The 13,624-nt window shown below is 65.8% G+C and carries 17 protein-coding genes; 11 read left to right on the forward strand and 6 right to left on the reverse strand.

Annotation, left to right across the window (positions count from 1 at the left end; all coding sequences use genetic code 11):
- Positions 1 to 79: 79 nt before the first annotated feature.
- Together AC07UW_RS13960 and AC07UW_RS13965 are read left to right on the forward strand one after the other, a co-directional pair.
- Complete coding sequence (locus AC07UW_RS13960) at positions 80 to 295, forward strand: DUF6116 family protein (RefSeq protein ID WP_116864079.1); 216 nt, start codon at positions 80 to 82, stop codon at positions 293 to 295.
- Entirely contained in the window at positions 292 to 1,065 is a 774-nt protein-coding gene (locus tag AC07UW_RS13965; protein WP_495212260.1) for a TatD family hydrolase, read from the forward strand. Before AC07UW_RS13960 ends, AC07UW_RS13965 begins: the two co-directional genes overlap by 4 nt.
- A 79-nt stretch (positions 1,066 to 1,144) precedes the next feature.
- On the opposite strand, the gene AC07UW_RS13970 is transcribed toward AC07UW_RS13965, so the two are convergent.
- Positions 1,145 to 1,972, reverse strand: a complete 828-nt coding sequence (locus tag AC07UW_RS13970; protein ID WP_495212261.1) for a tRNA threonylcarbamoyladenosine dehydratase — start codon at positions 1,970 to 1,972, stop codon at positions 1,145 to 1,147.
- Between the two features lie 79 nt (positions 1,973 to 2,051).
- On the opposite strand from AC07UW_RS13970, the gene AC07UW_RS13975 reads away from it, so the two are divergent.
- Both AC07UW_RS13975 and AC07UW_RS13980 read left to right on the forward strand, forming a co-directional pair.
- The gene (locus AC07UW_RS13975) at positions 2,052 to 2,486 is read left to right on the forward strand and encodes a cytochrome c (RefSeq protein WP_312785628.1); all 435 of its coding nucleotides are present in this window, start codon (positions 2,052 to 2,054) and stop codon (positions 2,484 to 2,486) included.
- A gap of 130 nt (positions 2,487 to 2,616) precedes the next feature.
- A complete protein-coding gene (locus AC07UW_RS13980) occupies positions 2,617 to 3,111 on the forward strand; it encodes a glycine zipper 2TM domain-containing protein (RefSeq protein WP_032978839.1) in 495 nt (164 codons plus the stop codon).
- A gap of 88 nt (positions 3,112 to 3,199) precedes the next feature.
- On the opposite strand, the gene AC07UW_RS13985 is transcribed toward AC07UW_RS13980, so the two are convergent.
- Complete coding sequence (locus AC07UW_RS13985) at positions 3,200 to 3,409, reverse strand: cold-shock protein (protein ID WP_025876765.1); 210 nt, start codon at positions 3,407 to 3,409, stop codon at positions 3,200 to 3,202.
- 237 nt (positions 3,410 to 3,646) lie between these two features.
- Between AC07UW_RS13985 and AC07UW_RS13990 the strand changes: the two genes are divergently transcribed.
- The 3 genes from AC07UW_RS13990 to arsC all read left to right on the forward strand — a co-directional run bounded on the left by AC07UW_RS13990 (position 3,647) and on the right by arsC (position 5,750).
- Positions 3,647 to 4,132, forward strand: a complete 486-nt coding sequence (locus AC07UW_RS13990; protein ID WP_033831531.1) for a DUF456 domain-containing protein — start codon at positions 3,647 to 3,649, stop codon at positions 4,130 to 4,132.
- 122 nt (positions 4,133 to 4,254) lie between these two features.
- Positions 4,255 to 5,409 carry a phospholipase A gene (locus AC07UW_RS13995; protein WP_032978835.1) on the forward strand — a complete coding sequence of 385 codons (1,155 nt, stop codon included), beginning with the start codon at positions 4,255 to 4,257 and terminating at the stop codon, positions 5,407 to 5,409.
- On the forward strand, positions 5,409 to 5,750 hold the full coding sequence (arsC, locus tag AC07UW_RS14000) for an arsenate reductase (glutaredoxin) (RefSeq protein WP_223495696.1): 342 nt from the start codon (positions 5,409 to 5,411) through the stop codon (positions 5,748 to 5,750). Before AC07UW_RS13995 ends, arsC begins: the two co-directional genes overlap by 1 nt.
- A gap of 49 nt (positions 5,751 to 5,799) precedes the next feature.
- On the opposite strand, the gene AC07UW_RS14005 is transcribed toward arsC, so the two are convergent.
- The 3 genes from AC07UW_RS14005 to AC07UW_RS14015 form a co-directional block, all read right to left on the reverse strand.
- Positions 5,800 to 6,435, reverse strand: coding sequence for a glutathione S-transferase family protein (locus AC07UW_RS14005; protein ID WP_223495698.1), 636 nt, complete (start codon positions 6,433 to 6,435; stop codon positions 5,800 to 5,802).
- Between the two features lie 53 nt (positions 6,436 to 6,488).
- Positions 6,489 to 6,791, reverse strand: a complete 303-nt coding sequence (locus AC07UW_RS14010; RefSeq protein WP_263292067.1) for a hypothetical protein — start codon at positions 6,789 to 6,791, stop codon at positions 6,489 to 6,491.
- A 250-nt stretch (positions 6,792 to 7,041) separates the two neighbouring features.
- Positions 7,042 to 8,559 (reverse strand): fumarate hydratase, encoded by a 1,518-nt coding sequence (locus AC07UW_RS14015; RefSeq protein ID WP_025876754.1) that lies wholly within the window; start codon positions 8,557 to 8,559, stop codon positions 7,042 to 7,044.
- 147 nt (positions 8,560 to 8,706) lie between these two features.
- Here AC07UW_RS14015 and AC07UW_RS14020 point away from each other — a divergent pair, with 147 nt between their 5' ends.
- The 4 genes from AC07UW_RS14020 to AC07UW_RS14035 all read left to right on the forward strand — a co-directional run bounded on the left by AC07UW_RS14020 (position 8,707) and on the right by AC07UW_RS14035 (position 13,060).
- The gene (locus AC07UW_RS14020; protein ID WP_336029835.1) at positions 8,707 to 9,603 is read left to right on the forward strand and encodes an RNA polymerase sigma-70 factor; all 897 of its coding nucleotides are present in this window, start codon (positions 8,707 to 8,709) and stop codon (positions 9,601 to 9,603) included.
- Between the two features lie 36 nt (positions 9,604 to 9,639).
- A complete protein-coding gene (locus tag AC07UW_RS14025) occupies positions 9,640 to 10,089 on the forward strand; it encodes a carboxymuconolactone decarboxylase family protein (protein ID WP_099784772.1) in 450 nt (149 codons plus the stop codon).
- 240 nt (positions 10,090 to 10,329) lie between these two features.
- Complete coding sequence (locus tag AC07UW_RS14030; protein ID WP_223495701.1) at positions 10,330 to 12,201, forward strand: ABC transporter ATP-binding protein; 1,872 nt, start codon at positions 10,330 to 10,332, stop codon at positions 12,199 to 12,201.
- 79 nt (positions 12,202 to 12,280) lie between these two features.
- Positions 12,281 to 13,060, forward strand: coding sequence for a ferredoxin--NADP reductase (locus AC07UW_RS14035; protein WP_140225775.1), 780 nt, complete (start codon positions 12,281 to 12,283; stop codon positions 13,058 to 13,060).
- 75 nt (positions 13,061 to 13,135) lie between these two features.
- On the opposite strand, the gene AC07UW_RS14040 is transcribed toward AC07UW_RS14035, so the two are convergent.
- Complete coding sequence (locus AC07UW_RS14040; RefSeq protein ID WP_032978822.1) at positions 13,136 to 13,615, reverse strand: glutathione peroxidase; 480 nt, start codon at positions 13,613 to 13,615, stop codon at positions 13,136 to 13,138.
- Positions 13,616 to 13,624: the final 9 nt, after the last annotated feature.

The following is a 13,624-nucleotide window of genomic DNA, read 5'->3' on the forward strand; positions in this document are numbered from 1 at the left end:
TCACTGCCGTAACCCATTCAGCATCTGGAAATGCTGGGCCCGTGGTAGCGTTTGCACATTCCCCAGGAGGACCTCCGCCATGGCCAACCCGATGCTGCTGCCGGTCCTGCAATGGGCGCGCCGGCTGCGCTACCCCACCCTGTTCAAGCTGACCGCGGGCCTGTTCGCGCTGACCCTGTTCATCCCCGACCCGATTCCGTTCGTCGACGAACTGGTGCTGGGCTTGGGCACCCTGCTGCTGGCCAACTGGAAGAACCGCAGCGCGACCACGCCACCGCCGCTGGAGCAGCGTTGAACCTGCTGGTCGACAGCCACTGCCACCTGGATGCCAGCGAATTTGATGGTGACCGCGCGGCGGTCATCGACCGCGCGCGCGCTGCCGGCGTGCAGTGGCAGGTGGTTCCGGCAGTCACTGCGGCCAGCTGGCCAAAGCTGCGCGAGGTCTGCCAGCAGGCGACGGGGCTCTACCCCGCCTATGGCCTGCACCCGATGTTCCTGGACCAGCACCGGCCCGAACACCTGCCACAGCTGCGTGAATGGATCGAACAGGAGCGGCCCTGCGCGATCGGCGAATGCGGGCTGGACTTCTTCGTCGAGAGCCTGGATGCCGAGGTCCAGCATCAGTATTTCCTCGGCCAGTTGACGCTGGCGCGCGAGTTTGACCTGCCGGTGATCGTGCATGCCCGCCGTGCAGTGGATGCGGTGATCAGCGCGATCCGTCGCATCGGTGGCCTACGCGGGGTGGTGCACAGTTTTTCCGGCAGCCCGGAACAGGCCGCACAATTGCACAAGCTGGGATTCCTGCTTGGCCTGGGCGGACCGTTGACCTACGAGCGTGCACAGCGTCTGCAGCGGCTTGTCCGCACGATGCCGCTGGAGCAGTTGCTGCTGGAGACCGATGCGCCGGACCAGCCCGACGCGGGTATCCGTGGCCAGCGCAACGAGCCGGCGCGGCTGGGGGTCATCGCCCGCCACATCGCCGCACTACGCGGGATGGAACTGGACACCGTGGCGCAGGCCACCACGGACAACGCCCGGCGGTTGTTAAACCTGCCTGCACCGTGAAGGTAGTGCCGGCCGCTGGCCGGCAACCCCGGAACGTTTGAATCAGCGCAGATGCCGGCCAGCGGCCGGCACCACCGGATCACACCCCGGTCTCTGCCTCAACCACTTCGGCCTTCACCTTCTTCGGCTCCAGCAGCATCTCCAGCGCCTTGCCCACGGCCGCGAACGCGAACGCGCCGGTGATGTGGGTGGCCGCACCCAGGCCAGCGCCGCAATCGAGCTTCAGGGCCGCATCCGCGCCCAGGTTCGGCCGCAGGCCACAGACGCTGCCATCGGCCTGCGGATATTTCACGTTCTCCAGCGAATACACCGCCGGCACGCCGAAATAGCGCTTGGCATTCTTCGGGAAGTTGAATTCGCTGCGCAGCTTCTTGCGGATCAGCGCCAGCATCGCGTCATGCTCGGTGCGCGAGACATCACGGATGCGCACCAGGGTGGGATCGGTACGACCGCCGGCCGCGCCGACGGTCAGCAACGGCAGCTTGCGGCGGCGGCACCAGGCGATGGTTTCCACCTTCACCCGGAAGCTGTCGCAGGCATCGATCACCAGGTCGAATCCGCGGTCCAGCAGTTCGGCCATGTTGGCCGGGGTCAGGAACGCCTGCACGGCGTCGACCTCGATCTGCGGATTGATCGCCCGGCAGCGCTCGGCCATGGCCTCGGCCTTGTTGCGGCCGTAGTTGCCTTCCATCGCCGGCAGCTGGCGGTTGGTATTGGATACGCAGATGTCGTCTGCATCGATCAGGGCCAGATGGCCCACCGCCGAGCGCGCCAGCGCCTCCACCACCCACGAGCCGACGCCGCCCATGCCGACCACGGCAACACGGCTGCCCTGCAGGCGCTCGAGCGCGCCGACGCCATACAGCCGTTCAATACCGGCGAAGCGTTGTTTGACCTGTTCGTTCATCGGGCTATTTTAGCGTGCAGGTCCCCTGACTACAGCACGACGACGCCGAACCCACCGTTGCACGCCCGGAGCGCCCGCCATGAGTGCCAGCCCACCCCGCAGCCCGTCCACCGCCTACCGCTATCTGTTCGTGCTCGGCCTGGGCCTGCTGATCGGCCTGATTGCCACGGTGATGGTCGGCCGCGCACTGCAGGCACGCCGCGATCCGTTCCCGGACAGCCTGATGCAGGTAATGCAGCGGCAGGCGGATCTGCTGCAGCAGGCGCAGCAGCAGAACCGCTGCAGCCTGGCCGACAGCGTCCCGCGCCTGCAGGTGCTGCGCCTGCTGTCCAACGATCTGGACCAGGCCTTCCCCGGATTGAAGGACAGCCGGCAGTTCCAGCAGCACGCCAGCGAGTACCGCGCCGACCTCAATACGGCCTTGGCCAGCCCTCCCACCGACTGCGCCGCGATGGCGCAGCAGGTGCAGGCACTGCAGGACGATTGCCGGGCCTGTCATCAGGACTTCCGCTGATTCATCTTCGAGTGGGTGAAGGCCGAGGTGGTTGGCGCCTTGTTCACGTTGGAAAGAGGAGGATTCGCTCACCCTGCTGCATGACGCAGTACCACCCAACGCACCCGCCTTCACGGCCAGGAGATGCCCCATGAAGATCCAGCTCATCGCCGCCAGTGTCATTGCAACCGTCGGCCTGGCCGGCTGTGCCACCTCGCCGGGCTACGGCGGTGGTGGTTACAACAACGGCTACAACAACGGCGGCTACGGCAACAACTCCGGTTACAACCAGGGCCGTTGCGCCGACTGCGGCATCGTCACCCGCATCAATGCCGTGCAGTCTGGCCGTACCGCGCCCTCCGCCACCGGCGCGATCCTCGGCGGCATCGTCGGCGCGGTTGCCGGCCATGAGATCTCCGACCACACCGGCGGCAGCCGCGGCAACAAGAACATCGCCGCCGCCGCCGGCGCCGTGGGTGGCGCGCTGGCGGGCAACCAGATCCAGAAGAACGTCACCAGCGATACGTATGACATCAGCGTGCGCATGGATGACGGCCGCACCATCGTGGTCAACCAGCGCGACCTCGGCGGCATCCGCGAAAACACCTATGTCCGCGTGGTCAACGGCAAGGTCATCCTGCGCTGAGCCGCATCGGGCCCCGGCCGTTCAGAACCGGAGCAACAAAAAAAGGCCCGCTTGCGCGGGCCTTTTTCATGCCGGCAAGCGGCAGGTATTACGCCGGCTGGACCTTGTCAGCCTGCAGGCCCTTCTGGCCCTGCACGACTTCAAAGCTCACAGCTTGGCCTTCCTTGAGGCTCTTGAAGCCCTGGGTCTCGATGGCACGGAAGTGCACGAACACGTCCTCGCCATTCTGCCGGCTGATGAAGCCGAAGCCCTTGGCATCATTGAACCACTTCACGGTACCGTTCTCGCGATCAGCCATCTCACTAACTCCCTTTGACTCTCTACTTGTTGTTGGATACGCCTGTTGGGCGGCTGACAAGCAAGGGGGAAGCGAGGTGCATCGATGCAGCGGATCGGAACGATCTTGCTTCATCAGGCCACGATCCACGGTGACCTTGCCAAGCTCAGCGACTGCAACTTAACCCGACCAAAACGAAAAAGCAACTGGCAAAAACCTTTCACTGTCAACCCCAAAAAGACAACCATACTGGACAGCATGGACCTCTCATTCATCTTGTATCTGCTAGCGGTCATTTTTGTCCTCATCGGCATCGCAGGCATCGTCCTGCCGGCCCTGCCGGGTATCCCGCTGGTCTTCATCGGGCTGGTACTGGCGGCCTGGGCAGACGGCTTCGTCCATGTCGGCTGGCCCACCCTGCTGATCCTCGGCGTGCTGACGGCGCTGTCGCTGCTGGTCGACGTGCTGGCGACCGTGGTCGGCGCCAAGCGCGTGGGCGCCAGCCGCAAAGCGCTCTGGGGCACCTTCATAGGCAGCATCGTCGGCCTGTTCTTCATGCCGATCGGATTGTTCGCAGGGCCGTTGCTGGGCGCGCTGCTGGGCGAGTACTGGCATACCCGCGAGCTCGGCCGCTCGACCAAGGTCGGGCTGGCCACCTGGCTTGGCATCCTGCTGGGCCTGGCACTGAAGCTGGCGCTGGTGATCGCGATGCTGGGCCTGTTCGCCTTCGCCTGGTTCCTGTGAGGCATGCGGCCTTCACGCAGCGCGCACGTACACGCCGGGCATAAACCCGTGGGGCTGGCCGTTACCGGATGCAGCCGCCACACTGTCCCTCTTTCCGCATTCATTCCGAAGGGCCTGCTGCAATGACCCTCTCTCCGCTGTTTCCCCGTCTTGCACCGCTGGCGTTGGCCCTGGCCAGCGCGCCACTGGCAGCTCAGGAATTCGCGCCCAGCGCCGAGGCCTCGCCGGCCGCCTGCGCAGCCATCACTACCGATGCGGCACGTCTGGCCTGCTACGACCGCCAGTTCGGGCGCACGCCGCAGGCCACCGCCGAAGCTGACGCCGCCGCCGAAGCCGCCGCACAGGCGCGCCGTGAGCAGCGCGACACCACGCGGGTAAGCCAGGGCGAGGAAAAACTGCGCGAACGTGTCAGCGATCTTTTCCGTTCCGAAGCGCCGGACAGCGCACTTGCCAACGCCGGCCGTGGTTCGCTGCTGGACAGCCGCTGGGAACTGGCCGAGGACTCCAAGCTGGGCCCGTTCCAGCTGCGTGCGTACAAGCCTGTGTACCTGCTGCCGGCCTTCTGGACCAGTGATCGCAACACCATGCCGCACTCGCCGAACCCGGCCAACAGCGTGACCACCCCGCAGGTGCTGGACAGCGCCGAGCTGAAGTTCCAGATCAGCTTCAAGACCAAGATCGCCGAGAACCTGTTCGGCGACAACGGCGACATCTGGGCTGGCTACACCCAGAGTTCGCGCTGGCAGGCCTACAACGGCGAGGACTCGCGCCCGTTCCGCGAGACCAACTACGAGCCGGAAGTGATGATGGTGTTCCGCAACGGCTACTCGATCGGTGGCTGGCGTGGGCGGATGACCGGCATCAGCCTCAACCACCAGTCCAACGGCCGTGCCGATCCGCTGTCGCGCAGCTGGAACCGGGTGATCCTCAACGTCGGCCTCGACCGCGAGAACTGGGCACTGGTGCTGCGCCCCTGGTACCGCATTCCCGAGACCCGCAGCGACGACAACAACCCGGACATCGAGGACTACATGGGCCGCGGCGACGCGACCCTGACCTGGAACCACAAGGGTCACGAGGTCTCGTTGATGGCGCGCCACTCGTTGCGCACCGGTGACCGCTCGCACGGTGCGCTGCAGCTGGACTACGGCTTCCCGATCAGCAACCTGCTGCGCGGCCATGTGCAGATCTTCGACGGCTATGGCGAGAGCCTGATCGATTACAACCACAAGGCGACCTACGTCGGCGTGGGCGTGTCCCTGCTGGAGTGGTTCTGATGGATGTGACGATCTGGCACAGCCCCGCGTGCAGCAACTCGCGCGGTGCGCTCCAGCTGATCCGCGACGCCGGCTTCGAACCGGTGGTGATCGACTATCTCGGCAGCCCGCCCGACGTGGCCACGCTGCGCCAGGTACTGGCCGAATCCGGCCTGGCCGCGACCGGACTGGTGCGCAGCAAGGAACCCGAGTTTGCCGCCCTGGGCCTGCAGGGAAGCGATGACGACGCCCTGCTGGCCGCGATGGCCACCCACCCACGGCTGATCAACCGCCCGGTGGTACGCACCGCGAAGGGTACCCGCCTGTGCCGGCCCCCGGAAACGGTGCTGGAGATCCTGTAACCCGCCCCGCTTTGGTAGAGCCGAGCATGGCTCGGCTCTACAGAACGGGTTACCGCCAGTCGGTGATGCCTTCGCGGCGATAGACCTCGGCGAACGCCGGGCGCGCCTTCAGGCGATCCGCATACGCCTTCAGCACCGGCCAGTGGTCGCTGGGCGTGGGCATGTTGCGTGACCAGCGCATCAACATCACCAGCATGAAATCGACCACGCCCGGCGCATCGCCGAGCAGGTAGGGACCGCCGTCCTGCAGGTGTGTGGCAACGTGCTGCCAGGCCGCCTCCAGCTGCTGCCGTGCCATCGTACGCACGGCCTCGATGCACTCGCCTCCTGCAGCCTCCTGCGGATAGAACCAGGCGCGGTAGGCCGGCTGCACGGTGTTGGCGCACCAGAACATCCAGCGATAGGCCTCGCCGCGTTCCGGCGTGCCGACGGCAGGCAACAACCCTGCCTGCGGATGACGGTCTGCCAGATACAGCGCGATCGCGGCCGCCTCGGTCAGTACCTGGTCGTCGATCAACAGGGTCGGCACCCTGCCCGCCGGATTGAGCGCCAGGTAGCCAGCTGATTTGTGCTCGCGCGTTTCGAAATCGAGCAGCACCAGTTCGTGCTCGATGCCGAGCTCGATAAGCAGCCAATGCACCACCAGCGCGGCGGTGCTGGTGGAACCATACAAGGTGGTGCGCATAGGACCTGTCCTGGGCGGGGAACGGCTGATCATGCGCGCTGTCCCCGGCGTGGTCAGCCGCAGGTGCTCATGCAGGTATCACGACGCTCGCCGCAGCCCATCATCGGCGCCCGCAGCGCACAGTCGTGCGCCTTCAACTCGCAGGAACGACGCAGTTCAGGATGCTCGATGTCCTTGCAGCGTTTGTCCGGCGTCGGTGCCACCTGTTGCTCGCAACTGGACTGGCGGCTGCCGATTCCCTGGTCTTCGGCCATGCAGCTGCGATAGCTGGCCTGGCACTGCATCTGGCACTGGGCACCGGCGCTGAAGCCGCCGCCACCGCCATACGACGAAGATGACGTACTGCAGCCGGCCATGACCAGCAGGGTGACAAGGGAAAGGCTACGCAACAGGTTCACAGGACGCTCCTTGTTCAATAGACCGGAAGACTGCCAGGCAAGGGCGACTGCGGCGAAAAAAATGCGTATTCCTTGACGCACAAACAGCTTCCCTTGCCTGGCAACGCGCACACCCTAGCAAAGCCGCGCGGTTGCAATCGTTAAACGAAGAACGGCGCCACCCGGGCGCCGTTCTGCAATCGGACAGGCGTGGTCGACGCCGCGCCGATCACTCCACCACGACAGGAATCTTGCCGATGCGGGCCTGCCACTCGCGCGGGCCGGTCTTGTGCACCGACTCGCCGGTGGAATCGACGGCCACGGTCACCGGCATGTCTTCCACGGTGAACTCGTAGATCGCTTCCATGCCCAGGTCCGCAAAGCCGACGACCTTGGCCGCCTTGATCGCCTTTGACACCAGATAAGCCGAACCACCGACGGCCATCAAGTAGGCCGACTTGTGCTTCTTGATGGCCTCGATCGCGGCCGGACCGCGCTCGGCCTTGCCGACCATGCCCAGCAGGCCGGTCTGTGCCAGCACCTGCTCGGTGAACTTGTCCATGCGGGTGGCGGTGGTCGGACCGGCCGGGCCTACCACTTCGTCGCGCACCGGATCGACCGGGCCGACGTAGTAGATGAAGCGCCCCTTCAGATCGACCGGCAGTTCCTCGCCCTTGTTGAGCATGTCGACCATGCGCTTGTGCGCGGCGTCGCGGCCGGTCAGCAGCTTGCCGTTGAGCAGCAGGGTCTGGCCCGGCTTCCAGCTGGCCACGTCTTCCGGGGTGATCGTGTCCAGGTCCACGCGGGTGCCCTTGGACGCGTCGTAGGTCAGCTTCGGCCAGTCTTCCAGCGACGGCGGGTCCAGCATCACCGGGCCGCTGCCATCCAGGGTGAAGTGCGCATGGCGGGTGGCGGCGCAGTTCGGGATCATCGCCACCGGCAGGTTGGCTGCGTGGGTCGGGTAGTCGTTGATCTTGATGTCGAGCACGGTGGTCAGGCCACCCAGGCCCTGCGCACCGATACCCAGTGCGTTGACCTTCTCGTACAGCTCCAGACGCAGCTCCTCGATGCGGTTGGACGCACCACGGGCCTGCAGCTCGGTGATGTCGATCGGCTCCATCAACGCTTCCTTGGCCAGCAGCATCGCCTTCTCGGCAGTGCCGCCGATGCCGATGCCGAGCATGCCCGGCGGGCACCAGCCCGCGCCCATGGTCGGCACGGTCTTCAGCACCCAGTCGACGATCGAGTCGGACGGGTTGAGCATGGCGAACTTGGTCTTGGCTTCCGAGCCACCGCCCTTGGCGGCAACGATCACCTCCACGGTGTTGCCCGGCACCACCTTGACGTTGACCACGCCAGGGGTGTTGTCCTTGGTATTGATGCGCTTGCCGGCCGGATCGGCCAGCACCGAAGCGCGCAGCTTGTTGTCCGGGTACAGGTAGGCGCGGCGGATGCCTTCGTTGGCCATGTCCTCCACGCCCATGGTGGCGTCATCCCAGCGCACGTCCATGCCGATTTCCAGGAAGACGGTGACGATGCCGGTGTCCTGGCAGATCGGCCGATGGCCTTCGGCGCACATCCGCGAGTTGATCAGGATCTGCGCGATCGCCTCCTTCGCTGCCGGCGACTCCTCGCGCTCATAGGCGGCGGCAAGGTTCTTGATGTAGTCGACCGGGTGGTAGTACGAGATGTACTGCAGCGCGTCGGCGACGGACTGGATGAGGTCTTCCTGCTTGATCGATGTCACGGATTGCTCGCTTGCTGAAGGCTGGCGGGGGTAATCCGCCCATTTTACCCCCTCCCTCGACCGTGGGGTGGTGGTGCCGGCCGCTGGCCGGCAAGATCCGACCCTGCCCTCTGTCACGCTGCGCCCCGCTGGCGCGTCCTTGCCCACATGAACGCCGAAACCGCCTTCCAGACCCACCGCCCACGCCTGATGGCGCTGGCCTACCGCCTTCTTGGCAGCCGCAGCGACGCCGAGGACGTGGTCCAGGACGCCTGGCTGCGCTGGGCCGGCAGCGATGCGGCCGCCATCGTCGACCCCGAGGCCTGGCTGGTGACCACCACCACCCGGCTGGGCCTGGACCGGCTGCGGGCGGCCAAGCGCGAGCGCGCGCACTACGTCGGCCCGTGGCTGGCCGAACCGCTGGCGATCACCCTCGAACCCGACCCGGCGCCCGGCCCTGCGCAGCTGCACGCACTGGCCGACGACGTCTCCGTGGCCTTCCTGACCCTGCTCGAACAGCTCGGCCCCGAGGAGCGCGCCGCCTTCCTGCTGAAGGAAGCCTTCGACCACGACTACCGCGAGATTGCCGAGCTGATCGGCCACAGCGAGGCCAATTGCCGCCAGCTGGTGCACCGGGCCCGGCAGCGCCTGCAGTCTGGGCGGCCGCGCTTCAATGCCGATGCCAGCCAGCACCGGCAGCTGCTGGCGCGTTTCATGGACGCTTCCCAGCGTGGCGACAGCGAGGCCATCCAGGCGTTGCTGCATGCCAACGCGCTGCTGGTTTCCGATGGCGGTGGCGTGGTCACCGCAGCGGTGCGGCCACTGCTGGGTGCCGAGCGTATCGGCCGCCTGTACTGGGCCATCGCCCGTCGCGGCGCGGCGCATCCGGCACAGCTCGGCTACGTCAATGGCGAACCGGCGATCCTGCGTTTCGAAGGCGACCACCTGCACTCGATCACCACCATCGAAGTGGTCGATGGCCGCATCGCCAATCTCTACAGCGTGCTCAATCCGAACAAATTGCCGTCGGTTGTCACGCGCGGCGATGCTGCGGCGTCCTGGTAGTGAAAGGCGGCCACCGTGGCCGCCGTGGAGCCGAAAATGTCCGACCACGCCTCTCCCCGCGTTCCCTACACCCGCCTGGCCGCCGAGGCCTTCAAGGGCCTGCTGGCCACAAGCAAGGCAGTGCATGACAGTTCGATCGATCCGACGTTGATGGAACTGGTGTTCCTGCGCGTGTCGCAGCTCAACGGCTGCGGCTACTGCATGGACATGCATGCCACCACGCTGCGCAAGGGCGGCATCGAGCCGCGCAAGCTGGATACGTTGCCGGCCTGGCACGAAAGCCGCTTCTTCGACGACCGCGAACGCGCGGCGCTGGGCTGGGCCGAGGCGCTGACCCGGTTGACCGATGGCGCACCGTCGCAGGCGGCGTTCGATGCGCTGGCACCGCACTTTGATGAGAAAGGCATCAGTGACCTGAGCATGGGCATTGCAGTGATCAATGCCTGGAACCGGCTGGGGGCGGGGCTGCTGCCGCCGCTGCCGTAAAAGGGGGCCAGCCGGGTGGGTCAGGTTCCTGCAGCTGTTGGTAGGTGTCGACCTTGGTCGACACGGTAGATCCACGCCATGCGTGGATGTGGTTGGGTCGGATCCCTTCGCAACGCGAAGGGCTCTGACCCGATCTGGCTGGTGGGGTCAGACCCCTTTGCGCAGCAAAGGGATCCGACCCCGGCCGCCACACGGCTGCCCTGACCCCACCTGCACGTATCAGGCGCGCACAATGGCGGCATGCCCGCCTCTCCCATTGCCGGCGCTGCCGGCGCCAAGAAACCCAGCCTGCGTCAACGCTTCAAGGCGATGCGCAACCTGCCGCCATTCCTGCGACAGGTGTGGCAGACCAGCCGTGTGCTGACCCTGGCCAGCCTTGGCCTGCGCTTGATACGTGCGCTGCTGCCAGTGGCGATGCTCTACGTCGGCAAGCTGATCATCGATACCGCGCTGCACCTCAGCCAGCACGATGCTGGCTTCCCACCGCTGGGCGAGGCACTGTCCAGCGGGCTGCTCAATCCGCTGCTCGGCCTGTTGGCGCTGGAATTGGGCCTGGCGATCGGCTCGGACCTGCTCGGCCGCCTGGTCAGCTACGCCGATGCCCTGTTGTCGGAACTGTTCGCCAACGCCACCAGCGTGCGCCTGATGGAACATGCGGCGACCCTGGATCTTGAGGATTTCGAGGATCCGGAGCTGCAGGACAAGCTGGACCGTGCGCGGCGCCAGACCATGGGCCGGATGAACCTGATGAGCCAGCTGTTCGGCCAGGTGCAGGATGCGATCACCGTCGCCAGCCTGGCTGTCGGCCTGCTGGTCTACGCACCGTGGCTGATCCTGCTGCTGGCGTTGGCGCTGGTGCCGGCGTTCATCGGCGAGTCGCACTTCAATGCGGCCGGATACAGCCTCAACTTCCTGTGGACGCCGGAGCGCCGCCAGCTGGACTACCTGCGCCAGCTCGGCGCCAGCGTGGAGACGGCCAAGGAAGTGAAGATCTTCAACCTGCACCGGTTCCTGGTCGACCGTTACCGCAGCTTGTCGGCGGCGCTGTTCCTGGCCAACCGCGCGCTCGCCCGGCGGCGTGCGTTCTGGGGCACGCTGCTGGCCGCGCTGGGCACGCTGGGCTACTACACCGCGTATGCCTATATCGCCTGGCGCACGGTGCGCGGCGATTTCTCGATCGGCGATCTGACCTTCCTCGCCGGCAGCTTCCTGCGCCTGCGCCAGTTGCTGGAAGGCCTGCTGATCGGGTTCTCGCAGGTCGCCAGCCAGGCGCTATACCTGGACGACCTGTATTCGTTCTTCCAGATCGAACCGGAAATCCATTCGCGAAAGGACGCGGTGCGCGTGCCGCAGCCGATCCGCGAGGGCTTCGTGTTCGAGGACGTGGGCTTCCGCTACCCCGATGCCGAGCAATGGGCCGTGCGCCACCTGGATTTCCACCTGCACGCGGGCGAAGTACTGGCGCTGGTCGGCGAGAACGGCGCGGGCAAGACCACCCTGGTCAAGCTGCTGGCACGCCTGTACGAACCGGACGAAGGCCGCATCCTGCTGGATGGGCGCGACCTGCGCGACTACGACCTGGACGACCTGCGCGCCAATCTGGGCGTGATCTTCCAGGATTTCGTGCGCTACAACCTCAGTGCCGGCGAGAACATCGGTGTCGGCCAGGTCGAAGCGATGGACGACCGCGCGCGGATCTCCGATGCCGCCCGCCGCGGCATGGCCGAGGAAGTGATCGCTGCCCTGCCCGGCGGCTACGACCAGCAGATCGGCCGCCGCTTCAAGCAGGGCGTGGACCTGTCCGGTGGCCAGTGGCAGAAGATCGCCATCGCCCGGGCGTGGATGCGCGACGCACAGGTGATGATCCTGGACGAGCCCACCGCAGCACTGGATGCCCGCGCCGAGTTCGAGGTGTTCCAGCGGTTCAGGGAGTTGGCGGATAATCGCACTGCGGTGCTGATTTCCCACCGCTTCTCATCCGTGCGCATGGCCGACCGCATCCTTGTACTGGCCGATGGCCGGATCGAAGCCAGCGGCACGCATGAGCAGCTGATGGCACAGGGCGGTCGCTATGCCGAGCTGTTCGAACTGCAGGCGGCCGGTTATCGCTGAGAACGCCTCTCGTTCCGCCTAATGAGAACCTGTCTCATTTGAGATAGAATTGTCCCGACGACTTCCGATAGATACGCCCATGTCCTCCGCTTTCGGCGCCGAAACGGTGCTTGAGGTCCGCCACTGGACCGACGCCTACTTCAGCTTCACCCTCACCCGTGACAGCGGTTTCCGCTTCGAGAACGGCCAGTTCGTGATGATCGGCCTGGAGACCGATGCGCGGCCGCTGCTGCGCGCGTACTCCATCGCCAGCGCCAACTGGGAAGAACAGCTGGAATTCTTCAGCATCAAGGTGCAGGACGGTCCGTTGACCTCGCGCCTGCAGCACATCAAGCCAGGCGACAAGGTACTGGTCGGCAAGAAGCCCACCGGCACCCTGCTGATCAGCGATCTGCATCCGGGCAAGCACCTGTACCTGCTGGGCACCGGCACCGGCCTGGCGCCGTGGCTGTCGGTGATCAAGGACCCGGAGACCTACGAGCGCTTCGACAAGGTGATCCTGTGCCACGGTGTGCGCTACGAAAAGGACCTGGCCTATCGCGATTATTTCGAGAAGGAACTGCGCGAGCATGAGTTCCTGGGCGAAATGGTCGGCGACAAGCTGCTGTACTACCCGGCCGTGACCCGCGAGGCGTTCCCGAACCAGGGCCGCCTGACCTCGTTGATGGAAAGCGGCGAGATGCAGCGCACCCTCGGCCTGCCCGAGCTGAGCCCGGAAAACGACCGCGCGATGATCTGCGGCAGCCCGCAGATGCTGGCCGACCTGCGCACCGTGCTGGACAGCCGCGGTTTCCAGACCTCGCCGCGCATCGGTACGCCCGGCCACTACGTGTTCGAGCGCGCGTTCGTCGAGAAATAAGCTGCAACGGTAGTGCCGGCCACTGGCCGGTTCTGCTGCAACCACGGGGTTGCCGGCCAGCGGCCGGCACTACCTTCAGAGCAGCGCTTCGATGCCGCCGCGCAGCTGCTCCGGCTTGGTGGTCGGCGCATAGCGATCCACCACCTGGCCCTGGCGATCGACCAGGAACTTGCTGAAGTTCCACTTGATGCGGGCGATGCCCAGCAGCCCGCGCTTCTGCTGCGACAGCCATGCCCACAGCGGGTCGGCACCCTCGCCGTTGACCTCGATCTTCTGCGACAGCGGGAAGCTGACCGGGTAATCAATCGAACAGAACTGGCGGATCTGCGCAGCATCGCCCGGCTCCTGCGCACCGAACTGGTTGCAGGGAAATCCGATCACCACCAGGCCGCGATCACGATAGTCCTGCCACAGCTGTTCCAACCCGGTGTACTGCGGGGTGAAGCCACAGCGGCTGGCCACGTTCACCAGCAGCAACGGACGGCCCTGGTACTGCGCCAACGCCTGCGGCTGGCCTTCAAGGTCACGGAAGCTGAAATCGTAGGCAGTGGTCATGGCGGTGGG

The organism is Stenotrophomonas sp. GW821-FHT02D01, assembly GCF_059421765.1.

What these genes read in the sequence shown, in the direction of transcription:
- AC07UW_RS14040 (WP_032978822.1), bottom strand. Translation starts at nt 13,615, where the DNA reads ATGACCACTGCCTACGATTTCAGCTTCCGTGACCTTGAAGGCCAGCCG.
- AC07UW_RS14025 (WP_099784772.1), top strand. Translation starts at nt 9,640, where the DNA reads ATGTCCGACCACGCCTCTCCCCGCGTTCCCTACACCCGCCTGGCCGCC.
- AC07UW_RS13985 (WP_025876765.1), bottom strand. Translation starts at nt 3,409, where the DNA reads ATGGCTGATCGCGAGAACGGTACCGTGAAGTGGTTCAATGATGCCAAG.
- AC07UW_RS13980 (WP_032978839.1), top strand. Translation starts at nt 2,617, where the DNA reads ATGAAGATCCAGCTCATCGCCGCCAGTGTCATTGCAACCGTCGGCCTG.
- arsC (WP_223495696.1), top strand. Translation starts at nt 5,409, where the DNA reads ATGGATGTGACGATCTGGCACAGCCCCGCGTGCAGCAACTCGCGCGGT.
- AC07UW_RS13995 (WP_032978835.1), top strand. Translation starts at nt 4,255, where the DNA reads ATGACCCTCTCTCCGCTGTTTCCCCGTCTTGCACCGCTGGCGTTGGCC.
- AC07UW_RS14030 (WP_223495701.1), top strand. Translation starts at nt 10,330, where the DNA reads ATGCCCGCCTCTCCCATTGCCGGCGCTGCCGGCGCCAAGAAACCCAGC.
- AC07UW_RS13960 (WP_116864079.1), top strand. Translation starts at nt 80, where the DNA reads ATGGCCAACCCGATGCTGCTGCCGGTCCTGCAATGGGCGCGCCGGCTG.
- AC07UW_RS14035 (WP_140225775.1), top strand. Translation starts at nt 12,281, where the DNA reads ATGTCCTCCGCTTTCGGCGCCGAAACGGTGCTTGAGGTCCGCCACTGG.
- AC07UW_RS14010 (WP_263292067.1), bottom strand. Translation starts at nt 6,791, where the DNA reads ATGGCCGGCTGCAGTACGTCATCTTCGTCGTATGGCGGTGGCGGCGGC.
- AC07UW_RS14005 (WP_223495698.1), bottom strand. Translation starts at nt 6,435, where the DNA reads ATGCGCACCACCTTGTATGGTTCCACCAGCACCGCCGCGCTGGTGGTG.
- AC07UW_RS14020 (WP_336029835.1), top strand. Translation starts at nt 8,707, where the DNA reads ATGAACGCCGAAACCGCCTTCCAGACCCACCGCCCACGCCTGATGGCG.
- AC07UW_RS13975 (WP_312785628.1), top strand. Translation starts at nt 2,052, where the DNA reads ATGAGTGCCAGCCCACCCCGCAGCCCGTCCACCGCCTACCGCTATCTG.
- AC07UW_RS13970 (WP_495212261.1), bottom strand. Translation starts at nt 1,972, where the DNA reads ATGAACGAACAGGTCAAACAACGCTTCGCCGGTATTGAACGGCTGTAT.
- AC07UW_RS13990 (WP_033831531.1), top strand. Translation starts at nt 3,647, where the DNA reads ATGGACCTCTCATTCATCTTGTATCTGCTAGCGGTCATTTTTGTCCTC.